Origin of the sequence: Glycomyces sambucus (assembly GCF_900102815.1) — a bacterium.
Classification (GTDB): Bacteria; Actinomycetota; Actinomycetes; order Mycobacteriales; family Micromonosporaceae; genus Glycomyces; species Glycomyces sambucus.
The window spans coordinates 587,277-612,701 of record NZ_FNGF01000002.1 but is presented as its reverse complement, the minus strand read 5'-3'; the positions used below and the strand labels follow the sequence as shown (position 1 = coordinate 612,701).

The following is a 25,425-nucleotide window of genomic DNA, read 5'->3' as shown; positions in this document are numbered from 1 at the left end:
CGGCCGGCGCCCCCGCGCTCTCTGCCTCAAACCCGTCGACTCCTACCCGCGCACCGTGCGAGGATGCGCGGATGCCGCACGCCGACAACGACAACGACATCGACGCCGACACCGCCGCACCCGCCGCCCTCCTGCGCTGGCAGTTCGACCTCACCTGGGCCCTGTTCGACTACCACCTCGACCGCCTCGAAGACGAGGACTTCCTCCACGCTCCGGCGCCCGTCCACTGGACGCTCCACCCGACCGCGGCGGGCGGATGGGAGCCCGACTGGGCCGACACCGAGCCCGAACCCGTCCCCGTGCCGACGATCGCCTGGCTGACCTGGCACCTCGGCTGGTGGTGGTCCACCGCGGCCGACCACCTCGCCGGACGCACCCCGCGCGAGCGCGCCGACGTGGCCTGGCCAGGCCCCGGCGCCCTCACGATCGCCTGGCTCCGCGGCCTGCGCGAGGAATGGGCCGCGATCCTCGACGGCCTCACCGCCGCCGACCTCGACCGCCCCTCGGCCTACCCGTGGCCCGCCGACGCCGGGCTCACCACCGCCCACCTCGCCGCCTGGGTCAACGCCGAGCTGATGAAGAACGCCGCCGAGATCGGCCAGCTCCGGCTCCAGCGCGCCGCCGCCTGATCGCTGGGGCGGTTGGCACACTCTGGGGATTCTGGGAGGGCCACGGTGCTCGTAGAGTCGTCTTCATCAACCCAAGCACTTCTCAAGCGGAGGACACCATGAGCGAGTACGACGAGACCACCTACGACGAGACCGACCCCGCCACCGAGGACGTGACGGCCGAGGACGAGTCCTACAGCACCGGCGTCCCCGGCGTCACCGTCGAGGAGACCTTCGACCTCGACGGCGACGGCTACGCCGACAGCACCATCACCGCCGACGGCGCCACCTACGTCGACTCGGACGGCGACGGCCAGGCCGACGGGGTCGCCTACGACGTGGACGGCGACGGGATCTCCGACGAGCTCCTGATCGACGCCGACGGCGACGGCTCCTTCGAGACCGCGGTCTCCGACACCGACGGCGACGGCCTGGTCGACACCTACGAGTCCGACACCGACGGCGACGGCCTGGTGGACCAGGTCTCCTACGACACCAACGCCGACGGCTACGTCGACCAGGTCACCACCGACACCAACGCGGACGGCCTCGCCGACGTCGTGGCCACCGACTACAACGCCGACGGCCTCGTCGACGAGATCCTGGTGGACTCCGACGCCGACGGCGTCACCGACACCGCGCTGGTCGACACGGACGGCGACGGCTTCCTCGACTCGGTCGCCACCGAGGCCACCCCCGAGGGCGACTCCTTCCAGTCGCAGACCGGCCAGGTCATCTAGTACCGGTTCCGCTCCGGGACCCCCGCTTGCACCCGGGGCCCGCGGTCGACAGGCCGCGGGCCCCGGGCGACGGCACGTCCACCGGGCGCGGCGCGCCGGAACCGCGCCCTGAACTGCGCCCCCGATAAAAGGGCTGCCCTCCCGGGGCGGCGGCGGTAGGTTGGTGCCGCAGCCGCACACCCCGGAACGAAAGGGCACCACGTGATCCCCGATCCCACTGTTCTGCATCCGATGCCGGGCCAGCCGCGGGTGGTGTTCCTCAGACCGCTCATCACCTCGGAGAAGATCGAGGTCGGCGAGTACACCTACTACGACGACCCCGACGCGGCCACCGAGTTCGAGACCAGGAACGTCCTGTACGGATACGGGCCCGAGAAGCTGCGCATCGGCAGGTACTGCGCGCTCGCCACCGGCACCAGGTTCATCATGGCCGGGGCCGACCATCCCATGGTCGGGGTCTCGACGTTCCCGTTCGCGATCTTCGGCGGCGACTGGGCCGAGAGCACCCTCGACATCGTCATGAACGTGACCAGCCGCGGCGACACCACCGTCGGCAACGACGTGTGGACCGGCTACAACACCACGATCATGCCCGGCGTGACCATCGGCGACGGCGCGATCATCGCCTCCGGCGCAGTCGTCACCGCCGACGTCGCCCCTTACACGATCGTCGGCGGCAACCCCGCCAAGCCGATCCGCAAGCGCTTCGGCGACGCCGAGATCGAACAGCTCCTGGCCGCCGCCTGGTGGGACTGGCCGGTGGAACTCGTCACCGCCCACGCCCGCACCATCATGTCCGGCACCCCCGCCGACATCGCCGGGATCGCCAAAGCCGAAGGACTCACCTGACACCTTCCAGCAGCTCCGCGATCACCGTGTGGCCGCGGGTCCGCGCGTGCTCGATAGCGGTGCGCCCGTTCCGGTCCCGGATCGAGGCGTCGGCGCCCGCGTCCAGGAGCAGCGCCACGACCTCCTGGTAGGGCCCGCCGCCGTCGCCGAGTGCCACGGCCTCCAGCAGCGCCGTCCACCCGTTGTAGTTGACGCGGTCGATCACGGCCTCGATCCCGGTGGCCGCCAGCACCTCCCGCACGTAGTCGGCGTGGCCCCGCTCGGCGGCCGGGTGCAGCGGGCTGCCGCCGCGCCGGTTCGGCACCGACAGGTCCGGCCCGGCCGGCAGCAGCGCCTCCATCATCGCCACCGACCCGGTGACCCCGCAGGTCACCCACGGCGTGTCCCCGAGGTCGTCCAGCGCGTCCGGGTCGGCGCCCCAGGACACCAGGGCCCGCGCCGCCGCGACCCGGTCGGCCAGCGCCGCGAGCATGAGCGGACTGCGGCCCTCGCCGTCCCGCACCTCCACCTGCGCGCCGCGCCCGAGCAGCCGGGCCGCCTCCTCGGCGTCCCCGGCGCCGGCCGCCGCCAGGAGCGACCCGTTCCACTCCTCGACCGTGCCTTTTACCGTGCCTTCGACCATGCCCGGCCGCGGCCCGTCGGCACCCAGCCGCGGCCCCTCCTGGACGCGGTGCCGCGGCTCGGGGACCGGGGCGCAGGCGGCGAGCAGGCCGAGCCCGGCCGCGAGTGCCGCCCGGCGCCCGATCCCCTTGCGCGCCTGCACTAGCCGTCCAGGTTCTCGAGCGCGGCGAGTCCGGCCAGGGCGATCTCCTCGTCGATGTCGCCGCTGGGGGCGCCGCCGACGCCGATGCCCGCGATCGGGGCGCCGTCGTAGACCACCGGCACGCCGCCCGCGAGGAATAGCGTCCCCGGGATGTCGGCGATGGTCGCGCCCTCGCCCTCGGCCGCCTCGGTCAGGTCGCTCGTCGCCCGGCCCCACGACACCGCCGTGTAAGCCTTGGCCTCGGCCGAGTCGGGGCTCTGCGGGCCCGCGCCGTCGCCCTGCACCATCGCGACGGTGTTCCCGCTGCGGTCGACGATCGCGACGGTGACGCGCTGGTCGAGTTCGGCGGCCTTGTCCTGCGCGGCGTCGAGCACGGCGAGCGCCGCCTCATGGGTGAGGGCGCTCGCCCCGCGCACCCCGCCCTCCTGGACCTCGGCGACCGTGACGGCGTCGATCGGCTCGGCCTCGGTCCCCGGGGCGGCGTAGGCGCTCAGGCCCACGACGCCGCCGACGACGGCGAGCCCGGCGACGGCCCCGACGGCGAGGCGCTTGCGGAGGTGGATCGCGTTCATTGGTGCTCCTTCGGTTCCGGACCGGCGCTCTGCCGGTGCACGACGCCAACACTCCGCCGGTCCGCGGGCCCCGCCATCGAACGCCGGACTGGTCCGGCCTCCATCCTTCGATGGATGCGGGCCGCGCCCGGGGCGGGCACGCTTGGGGCCGGAAGCGCCCTCGGGCGCGCGGGCGCGGGCCTACGCTGAGCCCCCGGGAACGAACACGGAGGCGCGGGTGGGGGAGCGGTCCTGGCTCAACGGGGCGATGCACGCGGGGTTCTTCCTGCTGCTCGCGGCCTCGGCGGCGCGCGTGGCCGCCCGCCACGAGCTCACCGACCGCCTCACCGTGGCCGCACTGGCGGTCGCCGCGATCCTCGCCGTCTTCTACGGCGCCGGGGTGGTCCTGTGGCGCCGCCTCGGCCGGGCCCTGCCGGTGTGGCTCGGCCTGGTCCTGGGCGTCACGGTGGCCCTCGTGCTCCTCGCGCCCTCGTTCGCGTGGTGCGCGGTCCCGCTCTACTTCCTGTGCCTGCGGCTCCTGCCGGCCCCGGCGGTCCTCGCCGCGGCCGCGGTCCTCACCGCCGCCGTCATCGCCGGGCAGCTGCGCATCGCCGAGGTCGCCGAGCCGAGCCTGGTGCTCGCACCGATCGGCATCGCCGCCATGATCACCGCCGTGTTCTGGGCCCTCCAGCACGAGATCCTGCGCCGCCAGCGGCTCATCGACGACCTCGTGGCCGCCCGCGACTCCCTCGCCGCCTCCCAGCTCCGCGCCGGGGCCCTCGAGGAGCGCGCCCGCCTCGCCCGCGAGATCCACGACACGCTCGCGCAGGGGCTCTCCAGCATCAGCATGCTGCTCCAGGCCGCCGACCGGTCCTGGGGCACCGACCGGTCCCGGGCCCTCGCCGCGCAGGCCGCCGCGGTCGCCGACGAGAACCTGGCCGAGGCCCGCCGCTTCGTCCACGACCTGAGCCCGGCCCGACTCGACGGCCGCGGCCTCGCCGACGCACTCCGCGACCTGTGCGCCGACACCGAGCGCCGCACCGGGCTGCGCACGGTCTTCCGCGAGGCGGGCGAGGCCGCCGCGACCGGGGAGGCCGCCGCGGCGGCCCTCCTGCGCGTCGCCCAGGGGGCCCTCGCCAACGCGGTCGAGCACGCGGACGCCTCCGAAGCGGTCGTCACCCTCTCGCACCTCGGCGACGCCGTGAGCCTCGACGTGCGCGACGACGGCCGGGGCTTCGACCCCGTCGGCACCGCGCGCGGCCGCGGGTTCGGGCTCCCCGGCATGCGAGAGCGGCTCGCGCGGGTCGGCGGCACACTCGCCGTCGAGTCCCAGCCCGGCGCAGGCACCGCGCTCGCGGCGACCGTCCCGCTCGGTGCCACCGTCGCTCCCAACGGCACCGCCCCGCTCGGTGAGGAGTCCTGATGCGCCTGTTCCTGGTCGACGACCACCCGGTGGTCCGCGCGGGCCTCGCCGCGCTCGTGGACGGCGAACCGGACATGGAGGTGGTCGGCGAGGCCGCCGACGCCGCCTCGGCGCTGCGCGGCATCCGCGGCTCCGCACCCGACGTGGTCCTCATGGACCTCCAGCTCGGCGGCGGCCCCGACGGGTTCGCGGTGGCCGAGGAGGTCGCGGCCCTCGACGATCCGCCGCGGGTCCTCGTCCTCACCACGTACGAGTCCGACGCCGACGTGCGCCGCGCCGTCGAGGCCGGCGCCACCGGCTACCTCCTCAAGGCGTGCCCGCCCGAGGAGCTGTTCGCCGCGATCCGCGCCGCCGCGCGCGGCGAGTCCTCGCTGTCCCCGGCGGTGGCCGCGCGGGTCATGGACCGGGCCCGCTCCGGGCGCCCCGCGCTCACCGCCCGCGAGTCCGAGATCGTCGCCCTCCTGGCCGAGGGCCTGGGCAACCGGCAGATCGCGCAGCGCCTGTTCGTCACCGAGGCCACCGTCAAGACCCACCTGGTCCACCTCTTCGCGAAGCTCGGCGTCGACTCCCGCACCGCGGCCGTCGCCGAGGCGGTCCGGCGCGGCCTCATCAGGCGCTGAGCGGGACGAACCGGGCATCGGCGCGAGCCCCGGACACGCGGCGCGCCCCGTTATACGCTCGGTGGACGACCGATCACGGCGGGTGGGCATCCATGGGGCACGAACGGGACGACTACAAGGCGCTCGCACCGCTGTTCGCCGAACTGGCGGGCCTGGAGGCGGACGACCCGCGCCGGGCCGAGGTCCGAGAGCGGCTCATCACCGGGCACCTCCCGCTCGCCGAGCACATCGCGCAGCGGTACTCCGGCAAGGGGATCGTCAAGGAGGACCTGCTCCAGGTCGCCTCAGTCGGCCTCATCCACGCCGTCGACCGCTTCGACCCCGATCTGGGCTCGGACTTCCTGTCGTACGCGGTGCCGACCATGATGGGCGAGGTGCGCCGCTGCTTCCGCGACACGGCCTGGCCGATGCGCGTCCCGCGCCGCCTCCAGGAGCTGCGCCTGGCGATCAACCAGGCGACCGCCGACCTCGCGCAGGAGCTCGGGCGCCCCGCGACCTGCGCCGACCTCGCCGGGCACCTCGACCTCACCGAGGACGAGGTCGCGGAGGGCCTGGAGGCCCGGCAGGCGTTCCGGTCGGTCTCGCTCGACGCGCCCGCCTTCGCCGAGGACCGCGCGCCGCTGCGCGAGACGATCGGCGGCGAGGACCTGGCGCTGGAGCTGGTGGAGAACCACGAAGCGCTGGTGCCGCTCATCCAGGGCCTGCCCGAGCGCGAGCAGCGCATCCTCGCGCTGCGGTTCTTCGACGAGAAGACCCAGGCGCAGATCGGCGAGGAGATCGGGATCTCGCAGATGCACGTCTCGCGCCTGCTCAAGGGCACGCTGGAGGAGCTGCGCGAACGGCTCCTCACCGCTCCGAAGTAGCCGCCCGGGGCGCGGCGGTGCTCGCGCGCACCGTGAGCGACACCGGCAGCTCCACGCGCGCCTGCGCGACCGCCTCGCCCGCGGCGAGCGCCAGGACCATCCCCGCGGCGGCGGCCCCGAGTTCGGCGAACGGCTGGCGGACGGTGGTCATGGGCGGCCCGCACCAGCGCGTGTACGAGATGTCGTCGAAGCCCACGACACTGAGGTCCGCGGGGACGGCGGCGCCGGCCTGCCGGGCGGCCTCGTAGACGCCCAGCGCCTGGAGGTCGTTGCCGCACAGGACGGCCGTTGGCGGGTCGGCCAGGCCCAGCAGGTCCCGCCCGTGCGCCAGCCCCTCCTCGTACGAGAACCACATGCCGGTGCGCACCAGCCGCTCGTCGAGCGGCGCGCCCGCGGCGGCGAGGGCGGTGCGGGCGCCGTCGAGTCGGTCGCGCGAGCACAACCGCTCCAGCGGGCCCGTGACGACGCCGACGCGGCGGTGGCCCAGGTCCAGCAGGTGCCGGGCGGCGTCGGCGCCGCCCTGGCGGTTCGCGGCGGCCACGGCGGGGACGGGGTGCAGCGGCTCGCTCGGCGGGTCGACGGCCACGAGCGGGATGCCGCTGGCGCCGAGGAGCGCGTGCTGCTCGGGCGTGAACCCCATGTGCGCCACCACGACCCCGGCCGGGCGCCGGTCCAGGATCTCCCGCGCCCAGTCGCGGCCCGTCGACTCCTCTTGCAGCGCATCGGTGAACGCCACGGCGAGCCCGTGCTCGGCGGCGACGCGCTTGACGCCGCGCATGAGGTCGACCCCGACGTGCGCCTGGAGTCCGTAGAAGAGCACTTCGAGGCTCGCGGCCCGCGCGGCCTTCTCGGGGCGCCGGTAGCCCTGCTCGCGCAGCAGCCGCTCGACGCGGCGCCGGGTCTCGGGGGCGACGCCCGCGCGTCCGTTGAGGACCTTCGAGACCGTGGGCGCCGAGACCCCGGCCAGCCGCGCCACGGCGGCCACCGTCAGGGGCTTCTCGTCCGCGACTCCCCGCCGCTCCTCGGCGCGGGCGAGGAGCCCGGTGCGCACCCGCTCGGCCTCGTCCTCGGCGCCGGGACCGGCCGCGACGGTCTCCACGAGGTACCGGCGCCGGCGCGTGAGCGGGTCGAGCCCGTCGTAGACCCGCACCCGCAGCGATCCGCTGGGGAGCCTTTCGATCTCACCGCGGGAGCGCCGCGGGCCCGCACCGGTGGCCATGGAGCGACCGTAGCAGCGCTTGCCGCGAACGCGCGCGGCTCCACGGTCGGAAACTATTCGCGCGCGCACTCGTATTGACGTGCATCGATGTCACTTCTAGGCTTCTCTCACAGGCATTCTGAAACTCTCGGAAACTTCCGAACCTCTGGAGGAGCGATGGCGTCCCGTCCGAACGAAGCCCACGACCGATCGAGAGCCCTGCGCCGCAGGTCGATCCTGGCGATGGGAGCCGCCCTCCCGGTCCTGGCGGCTCCCTCGCCCGCGTCGGCGCAGACCACCGTCCTCATCCAGCCCTCGGTGGTCCAGCAGACCATCCAGGGCTTCGGCGGCATGAACCACACGGTGTGGATCAGCGACCTCACCGCCGCCCAGCGCGACACGGCCTTCGGCAACGGCACCGGGCAGCTCGGGTTCTCGATCCTGCGCATCCCCGTGCACGAGGACCGGAGCAACTGGAGCCGCGAGGTCGCCACCGCGCAGCGCGCGGTCGCGCTGGGCGCCAGGGTCATCGCCTCGCCGTGGAACCCGCCCGCCTCGATGGTCGAGTCCTTCTCCGGCGGCAGGCGCCTGCGCTACGACCAGTACGGCGCGTACGCCCAGCACCTCAACGACTTCACGGTGTTCATGCGGAACAACGGCGTGAACCTCTACGCGGTCTCGGTCCAGAACGAGCCCGACTACGCCAGCGAGTGGACCGCGTGGACCGCCGCCGAGATCGTCCGGTTCCTCAAGGAGAACTCCGGCGCCATCAGCACCAGGGTCATCGCCCCGGAGTCGTTCCAGTACCGCAAGAACCTCTCCGACCCGATCCTGAACGACGCCGCCGCCCTCGCCAACATGGACATCCTCGGCGCCCACCTCTACGGCACCCAGCCCGCCGACTTCGCCTACCCGCTGTTCCAGCAGCGGGGGGCCGGCAAGGAGCTGTGGATGACCGAGGTCTACTACCCCAACTCCAGCGACTCGGCCGACCTGTGGCCCGGCGCGCTCGACGTCGGCGAGCACGTGCACCGCGCGCTCGTCAACGGCCGCTTCCAGGCGTACATCTGGTGGTACATCCGCCGCGGCTACGGCCCGATGCGCGAGGACGGCCAGATCAGCAAGCGCGGCGCGAACCTCGCCCACTTCGCGAAGTGGGTGCGCCCGGGCTTCCAGCGGATCACCGCGACGGCGAACCCCCAGTCGGGCGTGTACATCTCGGCGTTCAAGAGCGGGTCCAGGATCGTCATGGTCGCCGTGAACAAGAACGCCTCGGCGGTGTACCTCCCGTTCACGCTCGAAGGCGGCGGCACCGGGTCGTTCGCGACCTGGGTGACGACCTCGGGCCAGACCCTCGCGGCCTCCAACGCGGTCCCGATGACCAACGGCGCCTTCGGCTCCCAGCTCCCGGCGCAGAGCATCCGGACCTACGTCCTGAACTAGAGGACGGCGGTCAGGCCAGGTCCACCGGCCGCACGCGCAGCTTCTCGGCCACCCGCGCGAGGGCCGCCCGGTCTTCGGCGTCGAGCCGGTCGAGGGCGGCCTCCCGGACCGCGCGCACGTGGACGGGCGCGGCGGCGACCACCGCCGCGTACCCGTCCCCGGTGAGCGCGGCGAGGGTGTAGCGGCCGTCGGCGGGGTCGGGCGAGCGCTCCATCCAGCCGCGCCGCTCGAAGCGCTTGACCACGTTGGAGAGCCGCGAGAGCGAGCCGTTCGCCAGGAACGCCAGCTCGCTCATGCGCAGGCGCCGCTCGGGGGCCTCGGAGACGTGGCTGAGGACGAGGTACTCGAACAGGCTCATCCCGCACTCGCGCTGGAGCGGCGCCTCCAGGCGCTCGGGGAGCAGGTAGACGAGGGAGACGAGGCCGGTCCACGCCTCCTTCTCGGCGGGGTCGAGCCAGCGCACCGGCTCGTCGCGGCCCTGGTCGTTCGCGGTCGTGGACATGGCGGCAGTCTACCGACCGGGAGTCACTTCACGCTTGAAGTCATTCGTGCTATCTTTGACTTCACGCTTGAAGTCAATCGAAGGGACCCGCCATGAGCGAGCCGCAGTTCTTCGTCACCCCCGGCGCCGGGGAGAAGCTCCACGCCCTGCTCGGCTACAGCCAGGCCGTGCGCATCGGCGACCGCGTCGAGATCTCCGGCCAGGGCGGCTGGAACGACGACATCGAGTTCCCCGAGGACCTGGAGGAGGAGATCGTCCAAGCCTTCGACAACGTCGAACGCGTCCTCGCCGCCGCCGGGGCGGGCTGGCCCGACGTCGTCAGCGTCGACTCCTACCACCTGCCCGACGACCCCGCCTACATCGGCGAGCGGCCCGGCCGCATCATGGCCGAGCAGTTCCGCAAGCGCATGGACGGCCGCGAGCCGATCTGGACCGAGCTCGGCGTCGCCGCCCTCGGCGCCCCCGGGATGCGCGTCGAGATCCGCGTGACCGCGATCGCGCGCGACTAGGACCGGCCCTACACCCCCTGGCCCGCGAAGGTCCGCCGGTACGCGCTCGGCGAGACCCCCAGGGCCGCCTGGAAGTGCATCCGCAGCGAGGCGGCCGACCCGAACCCGGCGTCGGCCGCCACCCGGTCGATCGACCCGTCCGAGCGCTCCAGCAGGTGCCGCGCCCGCTCCAGCCGCTGGTGCAGCAGCCACCGCTGCGGCGAGGTGCCCACCTCCTCGCGGAACCGGCGCGTGAACGTGCGGACGCTCATCGCCTCCCGCTCGGCCAGCTGCCGCAGCGTCAGCGGCTCGTGCAGCCGCGCCAGCGCCCACTCCCGCGCCCGCCCCGTCGCCGCCGCGCCCGGCTCGGGCACCGGCCGCTCGATGTACTGCGCCTGCCCGCCGTCGCGGTGCGGCGGCACCACCGACCGCCTCGCCACCCGGTTCGCCACGGCCACCCCGAAGTCCATGCGCGCCATGTGCAGGCACAGGTCGAACCCCGACGCCACCCCCGCCGAGGTCAGCACCCGGCCGTCCTCGGTGTACAGCACGTCCGGCTCCAGCCGCACCCTCGGGAACAGCCGCCGGAACCGCTCGGCCGCGTCCCAGTGGGTCGTGGCCCGCCGCCCGTCCAGGAACCCGGCCGCCGCGAGCGCGAACGAGCCGGTGCAGATCGACGCGATCCGCGCCTCGGGCCGGATCGACGCCAGCGCCTCGGCCACCGGCCCCGGCAGGCTCCCGTCCGTCCACGACTCCTCCGACTCGTGCTCGGAGGGGACCACGACCGTGTCGGCCTCGGCCAGCGCCTCCGGCCCGTGCCTGACGTTCACCGTCACGTCGGCGTCGGTGCGCACCTCGCCCGGCTCGACGGCGCACGTGACGACCTCGTACAGCGCCCGCCCGCCCGACCGCGCCGACCCGAACACCCGATGCGGGATGCCCAGCTCGACCGGCAGGAGGCCGTGGCGGACCAGGACGGCGACCCGGTGGCGCCCGGGATGCTCGAACACGCTCATGGCCCGATCCTCGCACATGTTGGCCTCCCGGCCACTGTCCGATCCCGCGTGGAGAGACGAAGCTGGTGCAATGCCCATCGCAGCCCCAGACGCCTCCGCCAAGGCCGCCGCCCCGAACCCGGCACCCGAGCGCCGCACCCGCCGCGTCCACCGCGCCTGGTGGGTCGCCGCCGTCAGCTTCGTCGCCCTCGTCGGCGCCGCCGCCTTCCGCGCCACCCCGAGCGTCTTCATCGAGCCGCTCCACGACGAGTTCGGCTGGTCCCACGGCACGATCTCCGCCGCGATCTCGGTGAACATCCTGCTCTACGGCCTGTTCTCGCCCTTCGCCTCAGCGCTCCAGGAGCGCTACGGCATCCGCCGGGTCGTCTCGATCGCACTCGCCCTCATCGCCGCAGGCAGCGGCGCCACGGTCTTCATGACCGCCTCCTGGCAGCTGGTCCTGTGCTGGGGCTTCATCGTCGGCATCGGCACGGGCTCCATGGCGATGGCGTTCGTCGCCACGATCACCAACCGCTGGTTCATCGCCCGCCGCGGCCTCGTCAGCGGCATCCTCACCGCGGGCGGCGCCGCCGGCCAGCTCGTGTTCCTGCCCCTGGTGGGCCTCATGGTCGAGGGCCCGGGCTGGCGCTCGGCCTCGATCCTGGTCTCCCTCACCGCGCTGGCGATGGTCCCGCTGGTGCTCCTGGTCGTGCGCGACCGGCCCGAGGACGTGGGCCTGCGCCCCTTCGGCGCCGGCCCCGACTACACGACCCCGGCCGTCTCCGGCTCCGGCGCGGCCCGCCGCGCCCTGGGAAGCCTGTGGCGGGCGAGCGGGTCGCGCGCGTTCTGGCTCCTGGCCGGGACCTTCGCGATCTGCGGCGCCTCCACCAACGGACTCGTCGGCGCCCACTTCGTCCCCGCCGCCCACGACCACGGCATGCCCCTGACGGCGGCCGCGTCGCTCCTGGCGGTCATCGGGATCGTCGACATGATCGGCACCGTCTTCTCCGGCTGGCTCACCGACCGGTTCGACCCGCGGCACCTGCTCGCGGTCTACTACGCGCTGCGCGGCGTCTCGCTGCTCGCGCTGCCGACCCTGTTCGCCGACGACGTCAAGCCGCCCATGCTGTTCTTCATCGTGTTCTACGGCCTCGACTGGGTCGCCACGGTCCCGCCGACGATCGCGCTGTGCCGCGAGCACTTCGGCGAGGACGGCGCGGTCGTCTTCGGCTGGGTCCTCGCCTCGCACCAGTTCGGCGCGGCCCTCATCGCCTGGGGCGCGGGCTTCGTCCGCGACGCCACCGGGAACTACGACCCCGCGTGGTTCACCGCGGGAGCGCTGTGCGCGCTCGCCGCGGTGATGTCCCTCGCGCTCAAGCGACCCGCGGCACCAGCCGCTGCAACTGCGTGACGTGGCCCGGCTCCAGCTCCTCCAAGGCGGCGACGCCGAGGAGGCGCATGGTCCGCTCGACCTCCTCGCGGAGGATCGCGATGGTCCGGTCGACGCCGTCGCGGCCCCCGGCCATGAGCCCGTAGAGGTACGCGCGGCCGATCATGGTGTACCTGGCGCCCAGGGCGACCGACGCGACCACGTCGGCGCCGGACATGATCCCGGTGTCCAGGTGCACCTCGATGTCCTCGCCGACCTCCTTCACCACGCGGGGGAGGAGGTGGAAGGGCACCGGCGCCCGGTCGAGCTGGCGCCCGCCGTGGTTGGAGAGCGTCACCGCGTCCACGCCGAGGTCGGCGCACGCCTTCGCGTCGGCGACGGTCTGGACGCCCTTGACGACGAGCTTCCCGGGCCACTGCTCCTTGATCCACGCGAGGTCCGCGTAGTCCACGGTCGGGTCGAACATGGTGTCGAGGAGTTCGGCCACCGTCCCCGACCAGCGGTTGAGCGAGGCGAACGAGAGCGGTTCGGTGGTGAGCATGTCGAACCACCAGTGCGGCTTGCGCGCCATGTCGAAGAACGTGCGCGCGGTGATCGCGGGCGGGATCGCGAACCCGTTCCGCTTGTCTCGCAGCCGCGCCCCGGCCACGGGCACGTCCACCGTCACCAGGAGCGTGTCGAACCCGGCCGCCGCGGCCCGCTCGACCAGGGCCATCGACCGGTCGCGGTCCTTCCACATGTACAGCTGGAACCAGTGGCGCCCCTCGGGACCGCCGACCGCGGCGACCTCCTCGATCGGCGTGGTCCCCATCGTCGAGAGCGCGAACGGGATGCCCGCCGCGGCCGCCGCGCCGGCGCCCGCCGTCTCGCCCTCGGTGTGCATCATCCGCGTGAACCCGGTCGGCGCGATGCCGAACGGCAGCGCCGAGCGCTTCCCGAGCACGTCCCAGCCGGTGTCCACCTTCGAGACGTCCCGCAGGATCGCGGGGTGGAACTCGACGTCCTCGAACGCCTGCCGCGCCCGCGCGAGCGACAGCTCGCCCTCGGCCGCGCCCTCGGTGTAGTCGAACGCCGCCCGCGGCGTCCGCTGCTTCGCGATCGCGCGCAGGTCGGCGATGGTGAGCGCGGCGTTCAGGCGCCGCCGCTTCGCGTTGAAATCCGGCTTCTTGAAACGTATCAACGGGAGAATGTCGTGCGGGCGGGGGAACTGGCGCTTGGTGCTCATGCGGGGCCTATCGGATCTGGGGGCGGGGTGCGTCCCGGCCATTGTCGCCCGCGCCGAGAATTCCCGCGCGGGGACCCATCCGCACCCGCCCCGGCTCCGAATCCCAGGCGACCGGAGTTGACAAACGGCCTGGAGCGTGATGATGTCCACACAGGGGGATCCGAGGGCCTGGAGCACAGGCAGACCCCGCCTCACGGCGGTCGAGGAGGTGGGGATGCCCGCGCTGGAGCAGCTCCTGCACAGCACCGCGCTGGGCGACGAGCAGGCGTTCGCGACCCTCTACGACGAGGCCGCGCCGCGCGTGTACGGCCTCTGCCTGCGGGTCCTGCGCGACCCGGCCCAGGCCGAGGAGGTCGCCCAGGAGGTCCTGGTCGAGATCTGGCGCAACGCCACCCGCTTCGACGCCCGCCGCGGCTCCGCCGGCGCCTGGATCACCACCATCGCCCACCGCCGCGCCGTCGACCGGGTCCGGTCCGTCCAGGCGTCCGGCGAGCGCGAGCGCCGCACCGCCTACGGCGAGGAGGCCGGGTACGACGCGGTCGCCGAGACCGCCGCCGTCCGCCTGGAGCACCGCCAGGTCCGGCGCTGCCTCCAGACCCTCACCGAACTCCAGCGGCAGGCCGTCACCCTGGCCTACTACGGCGGCCACACCTACCGGCAGGTCGCCTCCCTCCTGGGCACCGCCGTGCCCACGGTCAAGTCGCGCATCCGCGACGGACTGCTCAAACTCCGCGACTGCCTGGAGGTGGCGCGATGACCGCCGATGTGCACGCCCTCATCGGCCCCTGGGCCGTCGACGCCGTCGACGACGACGAGCGGGCCATGGTCGAACGACACCTCGCCGAGTGCGACTCGTGCGCCCAGGAGGCCGCCGAACTGCGCGAGGCGGTGTGGCGCCTCTCCGACGCCACCATCGCCGACCCGCCGCCGCGCCTGCGCGCCCGCGTCCTCCACGCCGCCTCCCGCACCCGCCAGTCGGCCCCCGTGCCCGAACCCGAGCCCGAGCGCCGACCGGAGCCGAAGCGGCTCCGCCGCCACCGCGGGCTGCCGCGACTGCGGCTCGCCCTCGCCGCCGGGGCGCTCGCGGCCGTCATGGCCGTCGTCGGCGGCCTCGTCACCTGGTCGGTCATGCGGTCCCAGGAGCCCGGGGCCACCGACGCCGACCGGATCGCCGCGGTGCTCCAGGCCGGCGACGCCGAGGTCGGGACCGTCACCGCCGAAGGCGGCGGCGACGTCACCGTGGTCCGCTCCGAGGCCATGGACCAGGCCGTCGTGGTCGTCTCCGGCCTCGCCGCCATCGGCCAGGACCGCTCCTACCAGGTGTGGATGGTCGAACCCGACGGGCAGGTCTCCGCGGGCGTCATGGACCCGGGCGAGCGCTCGGCGACCATGCTCGTCTCCGGCCTCGGCGACGCCGAACTCGTCGGCGTGACCGAGGAGCCCGCGGGCGGCTCCGAGGTGCCGACCTCCCCGCTCGTCGCGGGCGTCTCGCTCCAGGGGTAGCCCCCTCTTCCCCTCGCGGGCCCGGCCGAAAAGCCGGGCCCGCCTGGTGTTTCATGCCCGAACACGGAAAAAATCCAAGAAAGTTCCGGCGCCGACCCATCCGCGGGCCGCCCGCCCCCGAATCAATGGCATGAGACCGACCACCGCCGCCGCATCCGCCGGCATCGCCTGCGCCGCAGTCGCCGTCGCGACCGCGCAGCTCGCGGCCGCCGCCGTGGCACCCGGCAGCGCGCCGATCGCCGCGATCGGCGCCGCGGTGGTCGACGCGGTCCCCGAACCCGTCAAGGAGTTCGCGATCCGCACCTTCGGGGCCAACGACAAGCTCGTGCTCCTGGCCGGGATCGGCGCGACCCTCGCCGTGCTCGCCGCGGCGACCGGCGTCGTCGCCCGCCGACGCCTCTGGGTCGGCTACGCCGTCCTGGCCCTCCTCGGCGGGGCGGGTGCGGCAGCCGCCCTCACCCGCCCCGCCGCCTCCCCCTCGTGGGCCGTGCCGTCACTCGCCGGCGCCGCCTGCGGCGCGGTCGTCCTCGCGCTGCTGCTCCGCGGACGCCCGGACCGCGCCGATGGGAGCCCCGCCGCGCCCGGCCGGTCCGTCGACCGCAGGGGCGTGCTCATCGCCCTCGCGGGCGCCGGCGTCGCCGGCGCGGCGGGGTGGCGCCTCGGCGGCACCGGCGGCATCGAGGACGCCCGCAGCGCCGTCACCCTCCCCGAGCCCGCCTCCGTCGGTCCCGCCGGCACCGGCCTCGACATCGAGGGCATCACCCCCTACCTCACCCGCAACGCCGACTTCTACCGCGTCGACACCGCGCTGGTCCTGCCGCGCGTCGCCCCCGCCGACTACCGGCTGCGCATCACCGGCCGGGTCGCCAACCCCATGGAGCTCACCTACCAGGACCTCCTCGACCGCGACCTCGCCGAACGCGAGATCACGATCTCCTGCGTCTCCAACGAGGTCGGCGGCACCCTCGCCGGGAACGCGCGCTGGCTCGGCGTCCCCCTCGGCGAGCTCATCGCCGAGGCCGGGCCCGAACCCGGCGCCGACCAAGTGGTGTCGCACTCCGCCGACGGCTGGACCGCCGGGACCCCCACCGCCGTGTGCACCGACGGGCGCGACGCCCTCGTGGCCGTCGGCATGAACGGCGAGCCGCTGCCCCTCGAACACGGCTTCCCGGTCCGCATGATCGTCCCCGGCCTGTACGGCTACGTCTCGGCCACCAAGTGGCTCACCGAGATCGAGCTGTCCTCCTTCGACGACTACGACGCCTACTGGGTGCGCCGCGACTGGAAGGCCGAGGCCCCGATCAAGACCTTCTCGCGCATCGACACCCCCAAACCCCTCAAGACCGTCCCGGCCGGACCCACCGCGGTCGCCGGGGTGGCCTGGGCCCAGCAGCGCGGCATCGCCCGCGTCGAGGTCCGGGTCGACGAAGGCCCCTGGAACGAGGCCGAACTCGCGCCGGTGATCGGCAACGACACCTGGCGGCAGTGGAAGTGGACCTGGGAGGCCGAACCCGGCCGCCGCAAGTTGGAGGTCCGCGCCACCGACGGGGACGGCGCCGTCCAGACCGGGGAGCGGGTCACGCCCTTCCCCGACGGTGCCACCGGATGGCACTCGATCGTCCTGAACGCCGAATGAACCGCAGCGCAGCCGCCCTGCGAGGACTGGAACAGAGAGGCAAGACCATGAGAAACCGACTGCTGAACCGAGCGGGCGCCGTGCTCGCCGCCGCGGGCTGCGCCTTCGTCTTCACCGCGTGCTCCGACGGCGGCGACGACTCCTCCAGCGAGGACATGACGTCGAGCGAGGAGACCATGCAGGAGGAGACGACTGGGGAGATGGCGCCGGCCGGGGAGTTCGGTGCGGCGTGCTCGGCGGTCCCGGCCGACGGGGAGGGCTCCTTCACCGGCATGGCCGACGACCCGGTCGCCACCGCCGCGTCCAACAACCCGGTCCTGTCCACGCTCGTCACCGCGGTGGGCGAGGCCGACCTGGTCGACACGCTCAACTCGGCCGAGGACATCACCGTCTTCGCGCCCACCAACGACGCCTTCGCCAAGATCCCCGAGGCCGACCTCAACGCCGTCCTCGCCGACCAGGAGACGCTCACCAGCATCCTCACCTACCACGTCGTGCCCGGCCAGCTGGCGCCCGACGCGCTCGCGGGCGAGCACACCACCCTCCAGGGCGGCACGCTCAACGTCGAGGGCTCGGGCGAGGAGTTCACCGTCAACGGCGAGGCCGCCGTGGTCTGCGGCAACGTCCAGACCGCGAACGCGACCGTGTACATCATCGACACCGTCCTCATGCCCGCCTAAGGGGTTCCGGGGACCGCCTCCGGGCGGTCCCCGGTCCGCAGGCCGCCCAGGACCCGGTCCAAAGCGAGGGCGGCCTGCTCCAGCGTCTCCTCGTCCCCGGTCCGCGCCAGCCACAGCGCGGTCTCGTTCATCGCCCCCGACAGGAGCCGCGCCAGCGGCTCGACCGGCTGCTCCTCGATGACCCCGGCCCCGACCAGCGACGCCAGTGCCTCCTCCAGGTGCCGTCCCGAGGACGCCTCGTCCATGGCCCGCCACTCGTCCCAGCCCAGCACCGTAGGACCGTCGACCAGCAGGATCCGGCTCACCGACGGGTCGGTCCCGGCCGCCAGGAACGCCCGGCAGCCCGCCCGCAGCTGCTCCCAGAGGTCCGCCCGCGCGTCCGCTTCGGCCGCGACGCGCTCGCCCAGCTCCTCCTGGACCTCGGCGACCACGGCCCGGAACAGCCCGAGCTTGCTCCCGAAGTGGTGGTACGCCGCGCCCTTGGTGACGCCCGCGCCCTGTGCGACCTCGCTGAGGACCACGTCGTGGTACCCGTCGGCGGCGAACCGGCGCCGGCCCTCCGCCAGGAGCGCGCGCCGCGTCGCCTCCCGCTGCTCGACCCTCGTCATTCGGCCTCCCTCTCGCATACCCGGGGTATGTTAACATCGAATTCCACATACCCAGGGTATGTGAAACCGATCGGAAGGGACCCTGCCATGACCGTCAAGCTCACCGGCTTCTACCCGGTGCTCGCCACCGGCGACGTCGCCGCCACCAGCGACTTCTACATCCGCCACTTCGGCTTCGAGGCGGTCTTCACCGCCGACTGGTACGTCAGCCTGCGCCGCCCCGACGCGCCGCACTACGAACTCGCGGTCCTCGACGCCTCCCACCCGACGATCCCCGCGGGCCACCGCGAACGCCTGCGAGGCGGCCTCCTCCTCAACTTCGAGGTCGACGACGTCGACGCCGAGCACGCCCGCCTCGTCGGCGCGGCCGGGCTGCCCGAACTGCTCGCTCTGCGCACCGAGGACTTCGGCCAGCGCCACTTCATCGTCGCGGCTCCCGACGGCGTCATGGTCGACGTCATCACCGTCATCCCGCCCAGCGAGGAGTACGCCGAGCAGTACGCCCCCGGCCACGAGCCCGCGTGAACGCGACGACCGGGCGCCCCCCGCAGGGGACGCCCGGCCGTCCGGTCCCGGTCAGACCTCGATGTGCGAGCCGATGATCATCGTGCGGTCGCGCGGCAGCCGGAAGTGCTCGGCCGCGTCCGCGGTGATGTGCGAGGTGGCGATGAACAGGTGCTTGCGCCAGGTCGCCATCGTCTTCTGGCGGCCCGGCTTGAGCTGGATCGTCGACAGGAAGTACGTGGCCCGGTCGAGGTTGAGGCGCCGCCCCTCGGCCTGCTCGGGGTCGATCGCCTCCAGCGCGCGCGGCACGTCCGGGGTCTCCATGTACCCGAAGCGGGCGGTCACGTGGATGACCGCGTCGCGGTCGTCGCCGAGCTGGTCGACGCACAGCCGGTCGGCCTCGGCGACCCTCGGCACCGGCTGCGTCTCGACCGAGAGGACGACGATCTGGGCGTGCCGGGCGTGGTTCTGCTCCAGGTTGGCGCGCAGCGCCAGCGGCGCGCTCTGCTTGCCGCGGTCGAGGAACACCGCCGTCCCGGGCACCCGGGCGGCCTTCGGCTCGCCCTCGCGCAGGTGGTCGACGAACTCGCGGAGCGACCCCTCGCGGCGCCCGCGCTCGCCGGTGACGACCTCGCGGCCCTTCTGCCAGGTGATCATGACGGTGAACGCGAGCAGGCCGATGAGCAGCGGCAGCCACGCGCCGTGGACGATCTTCGTCGAGCTGGCGGCCAGGAACGCCGTCGTGATCGCGATGAGGAGCCCGCCGCCGGTCGCCAGGAGCCACTTCGGCGCGCCCCAGCGGGCGCGGGCGACGTACAGGAACAGGAGCACGACGATGACGATCGTCCCGATCACCGCCATGCCGTACGCGAACGCCAGCGCCTCGGAGGTCCGGAACGCGAACACCAGGACCAGCACGGACACCATGAGCAGCCAGTTGATCCACGGCACGTAGATCTGCCCGTACTGGTGCTCGGAGGTGTGGGCGATGCGCAGGCGCGGCAGGTAGCCCAGTTCGGACGCCTGCGACGCCACCGAGAACGCGCCGGAGATGACCGCCTGCGCGGCGATGACGGTGGCGACGGTGGTGAGCACCAGCAGCGGGATGCGCAGCGCTTCGGGCGCGAGCAGGAAGAACGAGCCGGAGATGTTCCCGGTGTCCTCCAGGATGAGCGCGCCCTGGCCCATGTAGTTGAGCATGACCGCGGGGAAGACGATCCCGATCCACGCCTTGGAGATCGGCTTTCGCCCGAAGTGGCCCATGTCGGCGTACAGGGCCTCGGCGCCGGTGAAGGTGAGGATGACCGCCGCGAGGGCGAAGAACGCGACGCCGAAGTTCCCGAACACGAAGTCGATCGCGTACGTCGGCGAGAGCGCCCTGAGGATCGCGGGGTTGCCGGCGATCCCGCCGATGCCCAGGAGCGCGAGCGCGGCGAACCAGACGCCCATGATCGGGCCGAACCAGCGGCCGATGACGTGCGTGCCGCGCTTCTGGAGCGCGAAGAGCATGACGATGATGACCGCGGTCGCGGGGATGATGACGGCGTCGAGGCCGGAGCTGACGGTCTTGATCCCCTCGACCGCGGAGAGCACCGAGATCGCGGGCGTGATCATCGAGTCGCCGAGGAACAGGGCCGCGCCGAAGATGCCCAGGGCCGCGAGGGTGAGCGCGGCCTTGCGGCCGCGGCCGGAGGCGTGGCGGCGGATCAGCGTGATGAGGGCCATGATGCCGCCCTCGCCGTCGTTGTCGGCGCGCATGGCGATGCCGACGTAGAAGACGGTGACGATGATCGTGACCGACCAGAAGATGAGCGAGACGATGCCGTACACGTTCGCGGTGTTCACCGGGACCGGGTGCGGGTCGGCGGGGTTGAAGATCGTCTGGAGGGCGTAGATGGGGCTGGTGCCGATGTCGCCGTAGACGACGCCGAGCGCGCCGACCAGCAGGGCGAGGCGCAGCGGGCCGCCTTTTCGGGGGTGCCGCGGGGGCGCTCCGACCGGTGCGCGGTCGAGCGTGTCCTCGCTGGTTTGAGCGGTCACGTGAGCTCCTTTCGTGCCGCACGCTAGCGCGATCCCGCGGCGGAATGCCCTGTCCTGGCCGTATTTACGGGAATCCATACGCGTTCTTGACACCCGCCCCGGCGATCCATACGGCCTCTTGACACGCCGTCCCGAGGGTTCTCGGCGCGAACCCGGGACTCTTGTCGGTCCCCAGGGGCACCATTGAGCCCATGTCCGAACGAGCGCCGCGCGCAGCCCAGCCCCACGCCTCGCTCGCCCGGTTCTCCCCGGCCACGGCCTCCTGGTTCACCGGCGCCTTCGGCGCCCCCACCACCGCCCAGCAGGGGGCGTGGGCGGCCCTGGGGGAGGACCGGGACGTGCTCGTCGTCGCCCCCACCGGCTCGGGCAAGACCCTCGCCGCGTTCCTGTCGGCGCTCGACGCGCTCGCGACGGCGCCGGTCCCGGACGAGCCCAAGCGCCGCTGCCGCGTGCTCTACCTCTCGCCCCTCAAGGCCCTCGGCGTCGACGTCGAACGCAACCTCGCCGCGCCATTGGAGGGCATCCGCGCCGAGGCCCGCCGCCTCGGCCTGGACTTCCCCGAGATCCGCGTCGCCATCCGCTCGGGCGACACGCCCCAGAACGAGCGCCGCTCGATCGCCAACCGGCCGCCCGACATCCTCATCACCACGCCCGAGTCGCTGTTCCTCATGCTCACCTCGGGCGCCCGCGACGCCCTCGCCGGCGTCACCACGGTCATCCTCGACGAGGTCCACGCCGTCGCCGGGACCAAGCGCGGCGCGCACCTCGCGCTGTCCCTCGAACGGCTCGACGCCCGCCTCGATCAGCCCGCCCGCCGCATCGGGCTGTCCGCGACGGTCCGGCCCGTCGACGAGGTCGCGCGCTTCCTCTCCCCGCGCCGCGACGTCGCGGTCGTCCAGCCGCCCTCCGAGAAGCGCTGGGACCTGCGCGTGGTCGTCCCGGTCGAGGACATGTCCGCACTCGGCGACGCCCCCGCCGCGCCCTCCTCGCCCGACCCGCGCCGGACCGGCTCGATCTGGCCCCACGTCGAGGAGCGCATCGTCGACCTGGTGGAGGCCCACCGCTCCACCATCGTCTTCGCCAACGCCCGACGCGTGGCCGAACGCCTCTCCAACCGCCTCAACGAGATCGAGTACGAGCGCCGCCACGGCGCCCCGCTCCCGGAGGACCACGGCCCGGCCGCGACCATGGGCGGCTCGGGCGCCGCCGCGGGCGCCCCGCCCGTGCTCTCCCGCACCCACCACGGCTCGATCTCCAAGGAGCAGCGCGCCGAGGTGGAAGGCGACCTCAAGGCCGGGCGCCTGCCCGCCGTCGTCGCCACCTCCAGCCTCGAACTCGGGATCGACATGGGCGCGGTCGACCTCGTCGTCCAGGTCGAGGCCCCGCCCTCGGTCGCCTCCGGCCTCCAGCGCGTGGGCCGCGCCGGGCACCAGGTCGGCGCGGTCTCGCGCGGCGTCTTCTTCCCGAAGGTCCGCTCCGACCTCATCCAGTCCGCCGTCGTCGCCGAGCGGATGCGCGACGGCCGCATCGAGGCCCTGCGCGTCCCCGCCAACCCCCTCGACGTCCTCGCCCAGCAGATCGTCGCGATGGCCGCCATGGACGAGTGGGACGTCGGCGACCTCCTCGGACTCGTCCGCCGCGCCGCCCCCTTCGCGACCCTCCCCGACTCCGCGTTCGCCGCGGTCCTCGACATGCTCGCCGGCCGCTACCCCTCCGACGCCTTCGCCGAACTGCGCCCCCGCGTCGTGTGGGACCGCACCGCCGGAACGGTCGCCGGCCGCCCCGGCGCCCAGCGCCTCGCCGTCACCTCCGGCGGCACCATCCCCGACCGCGGCCTCTTCGGCGTCTTCCTGGCGGGCGCCGCCACCGGGCGTGGCGGCGGCCGGGTCGGCGAACTCGACGAGGAGATGGTCTACGAGTCCCGCGTCGGCGACGTCTTCACCCTCGGCACCTCCTCCTGGCGCATCGAGGACATCACCCGCGACCGCGTCATGGTCACCCCGGCGCCCGGCGTGCCCGGCCGCCTCCCGTTCTGGCACGGCGACGGCCTCGGCCGCCCCCTCGAACTCGGCCGCGGCCTCGGCGCGTTCGTCCGCGAACTCGCCGGCATGGACGACCGCGCCGCGCACGAGCGCCTGGCCGCCGCCGGACTCGACGACTGGGCCGCCCGCAACGCCATCGCCTACCTCGCCGAGCAGCGCGAGGCCACCGGCCTCGTGCCCGACGACCGCACGATCGTCGTCGAGCGCTTCCGCGACGAGATGGGCGACTGGCGCGTGGTCGTCCACTCCCCGTTCGGCGCCCAGGTCCACGCCCCGTGGGCCCTCGCCCTCGGCGAGCGCCTGCGCGCCCGCCACGGCGTCGACCCCCAGCTCATGCACCACGACGACGGCATCGTCCTGCGCCTGCCCGAGACCGACGCCGCCGAGGCCCCCCTGGGCGCCGACGACCTCCTGTTCGACCACCACGCGGTCGCCGGGCTCGTCACCACCGCCGTCTCCGGCACCTCCCTGTTCGCCTCCCGCTTCCGCGAGGCCGCCGCCCGCGCCCTGCTCCTACCGCACCGCCAGCCCGGCAAGCGCCAGCCCCTGTGGCAGCAGCGCCTGCGCTCCTCCCAGCTCCTGGAGGTCGCCGGGCAGTACCCGACGTTCCCGATCATCCTGGAGGCCGTCCGCGAAGTCCTCCAGGACGTCTACGACGTCCCCGGCCTGACCGAGCTCATGGCCGGACTCCAGTCCCGTGAGATCCGCATCGCCGAGGTCACCACCGCCGAGCCCTCGCCGTTCGCCCGCTCCCTCCTCTTCGGCTACGTCGCCCAGTTCATGTACGAAGGCGACACCCCGCTCGCCGAACGCCGCGCCGCCGCCCTCTCCCTCGACTCCCGCCTCCTCGCCGACCTCCTCGGCCAGGTCGAGCTCCGCGACCTCCTCGACCCCGACGTCCTCGCCCAGGTCGAGGCCGAACTCCAGTGGCGCACCGAGGACCGCCGCGCCCGCGACGCCGAGGGCGTCGCCGACCTCCTCCGCGTCCTCGGCCCCCTCACCGATGACGAACTCGTCGCACGCGGCGCCGATCCCGCCTGGGCCATCGCCCTCGCCGACGCCGGCCGCGCCTTCCGCGCCGACATCGCCGGACGGACCCACTGGGCCGCGGTGGAGGACGCCGCGCGCCTGCGCGACGCCCTCGGCACCGCGATCCCCGACCTCCCCGCCGCGTTCACCGAACCCGTGGACGACCCCCTCGGCGACCTCCTCGCCCGCTACGCCCGCACCCACGGCCCCTTCACCACCGCCGAAGCCGCCGCCCGCTTCGGCCTCGGCCCCGCCGTCGCCGAATCCGCCCTCCGCCGCCTCGCCCCCGACAAGCTCGTCGAAGGCGAGTTCCGGCCCGGCGGCGACCACCTCGAATGGTGCGACGCCGCCGTCCTGCGGCGCCTGCGCCGCCGCTCCCTCGCGGCCCTGCGCAAGGAGCTCGAACCCGTCCCGCCCGCCGCGCTCGCCGAGTTCCTGCCCCACTGGCAGCACTTGGGGGACAAGGAGACCGGCGCCGACGCGCGCCTCGAAGGCGTCGACGGCCTCGCCCGCGCCGTCGAGCAGCTGCAAGGCGCCGCCGTCCCCGCCTCGGCCCTGGAGCAACTCATCCTCCCCGCCCGCGTCGAGGACTACCGCCCCGCGATGCTCGACGAGCTCACCGCCGCGGGCGAAGTCGTGTGGGCCGGCGCGGGTGCACTGCCCGGGCAGGACGGCTGGATCGCGCTCGCCCTCGCCGAGACCGCCCCGCTCCTCCTCCCGCCGCCCCAGGAGCGCGAGGCCACCGGCCTCCACGGCGCCCTCCTCGCCGCCCTCGACGGCGGCCACGGCCTCTTCTTCCGCCAGCTCGCCGACCGCGTCCGCGCAGACGGCCACCAGGACGCGACCGAGGCCGACCTCACCGCGGCCCTGTGGGACCTGACCTGGTCCGGGCGCCTCACCAACGACACGCTCGCGCCCCTGCGCGCCCTCCTCGGCGCCGGACGCACCCCCGGGTCGACCTCCCACCGGACCCGCCGCGCGGCCCCGCGCGCCCGCTACGGCGGCGGCTGGCGCGGCCTGAACCAGCAGGCCACCGCGGGCGGCCCCACGGTCGCGGGCCGCTGGTCGCTCCTGCCCGCGCCCGAACCCGACCCCACGGTCCGCGCCCACGCGCTGGCCCACACGCTCCTCGACCGGCACGGCGTGGTCACCCGCGGCGCCGTCGCGGCCGAGGGCGTCGAGGGCGGCTTCGCAAAGGTCTACCGGGTGCTCTCGGCGTTCGAGGAGTCCGGGAAGGCCCGCCGCGGCTACGTGGTCGACGGCCTCGGCGCGGCCCAGTTCGCGGTCGAAGGGGCCGTGGACCGCCTGCGCGCCACCGCCGCCGACCGCGACCGCGGCGGCCTCGGCCCCGCGGTGGTCCTGGCCGCGGCCGACCCCGCGAACGCCTACGGCGCCGCCCTGCCCTGGCCCGAGTCGGCCACCGGGCACCGGCCGGGCCGCAAGGCCGGGGCGCTCGTGGTCCTCGTCGGCGGCGAGCTCGCCCTCTACCTCGAACGCGGCGGCAAGAGCCTCCTCGCCTGGCCCGCAGGGCAGATCGAGGACGACCCGCGCCTGAACGCCGCCACCACGGCCCTCGCCGAAACGGTTCGGGCCGGGCGCGCCGGGACCCTCCACATCGAACGCGTCAACGACGCCTTCGCGCCGGGATCGCCGCTCGCGCCCGCCCTGCGCGGGGCCGGGTTCCACGCCACGCCGCAGGGATTCCGCCTGCGGCCCTAGGGGGCA

General features: G+C 74.0%; 23 protein-coding genes. 15 read left to right on the top strand and 8 right to left on the bottom strand.

All coding sequences use genetic code 11. The features are described from left to right. The first annotated feature begins 71 nt into the window (after window positions 1-71). From BLS99_RS07995 to BLS99_RS27355, 3 genes are all read left to right on the top strand, one after another. Window positions 72-629 carry a DinB family protein gene (locus tag BLS99_RS07995; protein WP_091046525.1) on the top strand — a complete coding sequence of 186 codons (558 nt, stop codon included), beginning with the start codon at window positions 72-74 and terminating at the stop codon, window positions 627-629. A 98-nt stretch (window positions 630-727) separates the two neighbouring features. Continuing rightward, complete coding sequence (locus BLS99_RS26110; protein ID WP_176953251.1) at window positions 728-1,348, top strand: hypothetical protein; 621 nt, start codon at window positions 728-730, stop codon at window positions 1,346-1,348. Between the two features lie 231 nt (window positions 1,349-1,579). Continuing rightward, entirely contained in the window at window positions 1,580-2,197 is a 618-nt protein-coding gene (locus BLS99_RS27355; protein ID WP_143034715.1) for a CatB-related O-acetyltransferase, read from the top strand. Here BLS99_RS27355 and BLS99_RS07980 read toward each other — a convergent pair. Together BLS99_RS07980 and BLS99_RS07975 are read right to left on the bottom strand one after the other, a co-directional pair. Continuing rightward, window positions 2,190-2,960, bottom strand: a complete 771-nt coding sequence (locus BLS99_RS07980; protein ID WP_245712184.1) for an ankyrin repeat domain-containing protein — start codon at window positions 2,958-2,960, stop codon at window positions 2,190-2,192. The two genes, BLS99_RS27355 and BLS99_RS07980, sit on opposite strands and share 8 nt — an antisense overlap. Next, a complete protein-coding gene (locus BLS99_RS07975) occupies window positions 2,960-3,532 on the bottom strand; it encodes a GlcG/HbpS family heme-binding protein (protein ID WP_091046516.1) in 573 nt (190 codons plus the stop codon). The genes BLS99_RS07980 and BLS99_RS07975 overlap by 1 nt, the downstream gene beginning before the upstream one ends. A gap of 217 nt (window positions 3,533-3,749) precedes the next feature. Here BLS99_RS07975 and BLS99_RS07970 point away from each other — a divergent pair, with 217 nt between their 5' ends. The 3 genes from BLS99_RS07970 to BLS99_RS07960 all read left to right on the top strand — a co-directional run bounded on the left by BLS99_RS07970 (window position 3,750) and on the right by BLS99_RS07960 (window position 6,417). Next, window positions 3,750-4,934 carry a sensor histidine kinase gene (locus BLS99_RS07970; protein ID WP_091046514.1) on the top strand — a complete coding sequence of 395 codons (1,185 nt, stop codon included), beginning with the start codon at window positions 3,750-3,752 and terminating at the stop codon, window positions 4,932-4,934. Then, window positions 4,934-5,554 carry a response regulator gene (locus BLS99_RS07965; protein WP_176953250.1) on the top strand — a complete coding sequence of 207 codons (621 nt, stop codon included), beginning with the start codon at window positions 4,934-4,936 and terminating at the stop codon, window positions 5,552-5,554. Before BLS99_RS07970 ends, BLS99_RS07965 begins: the two co-directional genes overlap by 1 nt. 92 nt (window positions 5,555-5,646) lie before the next feature. Continuing rightward, window positions 5,647-6,417, top strand: a complete 771-nt coding sequence (locus BLS99_RS07960) for a SigB/SigF/SigG family RNA polymerase sigma factor (protein WP_091046505.1) — start codon at window positions 5,647-5,649, stop codon at window positions 6,415-6,417. On the opposite strand, the gene BLS99_RS07955 is transcribed toward BLS99_RS07960, so the two are convergent. After that, window positions 6,401-7,636: a LacI family DNA-binding transcriptional regulator gene (locus BLS99_RS07955; protein WP_091046502.1), complete on the bottom strand. Its 1,236-nt coding sequence runs from the start codon at window positions 7,634-7,636 to the stop codon at window positions 6,401-6,403. The two genes, BLS99_RS07960 and BLS99_RS07955, sit on opposite strands and share 17 nt — an antisense overlap. A gap of 156 nt (window positions 7,637-7,792) precedes the next feature. Between BLS99_RS07955 and xynC the strand changes: the two genes are divergently transcribed. Next, window positions 7,793-9,058: a glucuronoarabinoxylan endo-1,4-beta-xylanase XynC gene (gene xynC / locus BLS99_RS07950; protein WP_091046499.1), complete on the top strand. Its 1,266-nt coding sequence runs from the start codon at window positions 7,793-7,795 to the stop codon at window positions 9,056-9,058. A gap of 10 nt (window positions 9,059-9,068) precedes the next feature. Here xynC and BLS99_RS07945 read toward each other — a convergent pair whose 3' ends face one another. Then, window positions 9,069-9,560, bottom strand: coding sequence for a MarR family winged helix-turn-helix transcriptional regulator (locus tag BLS99_RS07945; protein WP_091046495.1), 492 nt, complete (start codon window positions 9,558-9,560; stop codon window positions 9,069-9,071). A gap of 92 nt (window positions 9,561-9,652) precedes the next feature. On the opposite strand from BLS99_RS07945, the gene BLS99_RS07940 reads away from it, so the two are divergent. Continuing rightward, window positions 9,653-10,069 carry a RidA family protein gene (locus BLS99_RS07940; protein WP_091046492.1) on the top strand — a complete coding sequence of 139 codons (417 nt, stop codon included), beginning with the start codon at window positions 9,653-9,655 and terminating at the stop codon, window positions 10,067-10,069. An 8-nt stretch (window positions 10,070-10,077) separates the two neighbouring features. Here the strand turns inward: BLS99_RS07940 and BLS99_RS07935 are convergent, their stop codons facing one another. After that, complete coding sequence (locus BLS99_RS07935; RefSeq protein ID WP_091046488.1) at window positions 10,078-11,064, bottom strand: GlxA family transcriptional regulator; 987 nt, start codon at window positions 11,062-11,064, stop codon at window positions 10,078-10,080. 70 nt (window positions 11,065-11,134) lie between these two features. Here BLS99_RS07935 and BLS99_RS07930 point away from each other — a divergent pair, with 70 nt between their 5' ends. Further along, window positions 11,135-12,454: an MFS transporter gene (locus BLS99_RS07930; RefSeq protein ID WP_218126348.1), complete on the top strand. Its 1,320-nt coding sequence runs from the start codon at window positions 11,135-11,137 to the stop codon at window positions 12,452-12,454. Here BLS99_RS07930 and BLS99_RS07925 read toward each other — a convergent pair. After that, a complete protein-coding gene (locus BLS99_RS07925) occupies window positions 12,417-13,658 on the bottom strand; it encodes an alpha-hydroxy acid oxidase (RefSeq protein ID WP_091046481.1) in 1,242 nt (413 codons plus the stop codon). The genes BLS99_RS07930 and BLS99_RS07925 overlap by 38 nt on opposite strands. Before the next feature lie 214 nt (window positions 13,659-13,872). Between BLS99_RS07925 and sigK the strand changes: the two genes are divergently transcribed. From sigK to BLS99_RS07905, 4 genes are all read left to right on the top strand, one after another. Further along, the gene (gene sigK / locus BLS99_RS07920; RefSeq protein ID WP_091046478.1) at window positions 13,873-14,415 is read left to right on the top strand and encodes an ECF RNA polymerase sigma factor SigK; all 543 of its coding nucleotides are present in this window, start codon (window positions 13,873-13,875) and stop codon (window positions 14,413-14,415) included. Further along, window positions 14,412-15,161 (top strand): anti-sigma factor, encoded by a 750-nt coding sequence (locus tag BLS99_RS07915; RefSeq protein ID WP_091046476.1) that lies wholly within the window; start codon window positions 14,412-14,414, stop codon window positions 15,159-15,161. The genes sigK and BLS99_RS07915 overlap by 4 nt, the downstream gene beginning before the upstream one ends. A 130-nt stretch (window positions 15,162-15,291) precedes the next feature. Next, window positions 15,292-16,797: a molybdopterin-dependent oxidoreductase gene (locus tag BLS99_RS07910; RefSeq protein WP_091046473.1), complete on the top strand. Its 1,506-nt coding sequence runs from the start codon at window positions 15,292-15,294 to the stop codon at window positions 16,795-16,797. Between the two features lie 47 nt (window positions 16,798-16,844). Further along, window positions 16,845-17,477, top strand: a complete 633-nt coding sequence (locus BLS99_RS07905; protein WP_091046469.1) for a fasciclin domain-containing protein — start codon at window positions 16,845-16,847, stop codon at window positions 17,475-17,477. On the opposite strand, the gene BLS99_RS07900 is transcribed toward BLS99_RS07905, so the two are convergent. After that, window positions 17,474-18,085 carry a TetR/AcrR family transcriptional regulator gene (locus BLS99_RS07900; protein ID WP_091046465.1) on the bottom strand — a complete coding sequence of 204 codons (612 nt, stop codon included), beginning with the start codon at window positions 18,083-18,085 and terminating at the stop codon, window positions 17,474-17,476. The two genes, BLS99_RS07905 and BLS99_RS07900, sit on opposite strands and share 4 nt — an antisense overlap. 87 nt (window positions 18,086-18,172) lie before the next feature. Here BLS99_RS07900 and BLS99_RS07895 point away from each other — a divergent pair, with 87 nt between their 5' ends. After that, a complete protein-coding gene (locus BLS99_RS07895) occupies window positions 18,173-18,610 on the top strand; it encodes a VOC family protein (RefSeq protein ID WP_091046461.1) in 438 nt (145 codons plus the stop codon). A 51-nt stretch (window positions 18,611-18,661) separates the two neighbouring features. Here BLS99_RS07895 and BLS99_RS07890 read toward each other — a convergent pair whose 3' ends face one another. Beyond that, window positions 18,662-20,629 carry a potassium transporter Kup gene (locus BLS99_RS07890; RefSeq protein ID WP_218126346.1) on the bottom strand — a complete coding sequence of 656 codons (1,968 nt, stop codon included), beginning with the start codon at window positions 20,627-20,629 and terminating at the stop codon, window positions 18,662-18,664. A 191-nt stretch (window positions 20,630-20,820) separates the two neighbouring features. On the opposite strand from BLS99_RS07890, the gene BLS99_RS07885 reads away from it, so the two are divergent. Then, on the top strand, window positions 20,821-25,419 hold the full coding sequence (locus BLS99_RS07885) for an ATP-dependent helicase (protein ID WP_091046454.1): 4,599 nt from the start codon (window positions 20,821-20,823) through the stop codon (window positions 25,417-25,419). The last annotated feature ends 6 nt before the right edge of the window (window positions 25,420-25,425 follow it).